The sequence below is a fragment of the [Clostridium] ultunense DSM 10521 genome, from assembly GCF_000511955.1.
GTDB lineage: Bacteria > Bacillota > Clostridia > Tissierellales > Tepidimicrobiaceae > Schnuerera > Schnuerera ultunensis.
On the sequence record NZ_AZSU01000003.1, the window covers coordinates 599,151 to 600,936 of the forward strand.

Annotated in this window: 1 protein-coding gene; it reads right to left on the bottom strand. The window is 37.0% G+C overall.

Annotated elements, in window-relative coordinates; all coding sequences use genetic code 11:
• A partial coding sequence (locus CUL_RS17160; protein WP_236616467.1) for a urocanate hydratase occupies nt 1–1,756 on the bottom strand: 1,756 nt, incomplete at its 3' end.
• Between the last annotated feature and the right edge of the window lie 30 nt (nt 1,757–1,786).

Below are 1,786 nucleotides of genomic sequence, written 5' to 3' on the forward strand. Positions count from 1 at the left end.
TTTCACTTCCATCTAATACCATACCAAATCCACCGTTTATTGCTTTGCCTATTCCTACTCCACCACCATTATGGAGGGCTACTAAGCTCATTCCCCTTGCTGCATTGCCTGCAAAACAATGGGTGGCCATATCTGCCATTATATTACTACCGTCTTTTATATTGGCTGTTTCCCTAAAGGGCGAGTCGGTTCCTCCTGTATCGTGATGGTCTCTTCCTAGCATTACTGGACCTATTTCTCCATTCCTCACCATTTCATTAAATTTAAGGGCTATTTTTAACCTTCCTAAAGCATCTTGATATAGAATCCTTGCTTGGGTTCCTACTACTAATTTATTTTCTTCTGCATCTCTTATCCATACCCAATTATCCCTGTCTTGGAATCTTCGATCTGGGTCTATACAGTCCATTGCTGCTCTATCCGTCTTTATTAAATCTTCTTGTTTGCCACTTAAACATACCCATCTAAAAGGACCGTATCCATAATCGAACAGCATTGGGCCCATTATATCTTCTACATAGGATGGGAATATAAATCCTTCACTTTCATCTCTACCATTCTTAGCTATCTCTTTGGCCCCTGCATCAAAAACTGCTTTCATAAAACTATTACCGTAATCGAAGAAATAGGTTCCTCTATCTACTAGTTCTTTAATTAGTTCAAAATGACGGATTAATGATTTATCTACTAATTCTGCAAATTTTTCCTTATCCCTTCTTAACATTTCTGTTCTTTCTTCGAAGGTCAATCCTTGTGGACAATAACCTCCATCATAGGGAGCGTGACAAGAAGTTTGATCTGATAATAATTCTATTTTTATATCCTTCTCTACTGCATATTCTAATAGATCTACTATATTTCCATGATAAGCTATAGCAATAGGATCTTCTTTTTTTATATATTCCTCTGCTAACTTAAATACCTCTTCTAAATTGTCTGAGGAAATGTCGATCCAACCTTGGTCTAACCTGGTTTTAATTCTAGAATAGTCAACTTCTGCTATTATTCCAACACCTTTTGCAATCTTAGAGGCTTTTCCTTGAGCCCCACTCATTCCTCCTAATCCCGAACTTACAAATAGATGGCCTCTTAGATCGTCCTTTGTGCCTAATTCCATACGGCCTGCATTTAATATTGTATTGTAAGTTCCATGGACTATCCCCTGAGGTCCAATATACATCCAACCCCCTGCTGTCATCTGACCATAGTTAGCTACTCCCATGGCTTGTGCTTTAATCCAATGTTCTTGATCATCAAACATCCCTACCATTAACGCATTGGTAATGATAACTCTTGGACTGTTAGAGGTAGATTTAAAAAGTCCTAAGGGATGTCCTGATGCTACTACTAGAGTTTGTTCTTCAGTTAGTTCTTCAAGGTATTTTTTTATTAGTCTATATTGCATCCAATTTTGGCATACTTGTCCTGTTTCTCCATAGGTCACTAATTCATATGGGTATAGAGCTACGTCAAAATCTAAGTTATTGTCTATCATCACCTGGAAAGCTTTTCCTTCAATACATTTACCTTTATACTCATCAATTGGTTTTCCATATATTCTTCCTTCTGGCCTAAATCTATAACCATATATCCTTCCATAAGTAAATAGTTCATCTAAAAATTCCGGTGCTAATTTTTCATGTAATTCTTCTGGTATATACCTTAGAGCGTTTTTTAAAGCGATTTCAGTTTCTGTTTTCGATAGTGTAAACTCTCTCTTAGGCGCTCGTCTTACCCCTTCAACAAATTTAGGCATTGGGGGCAATTCATTGTCTAATTTAATAGT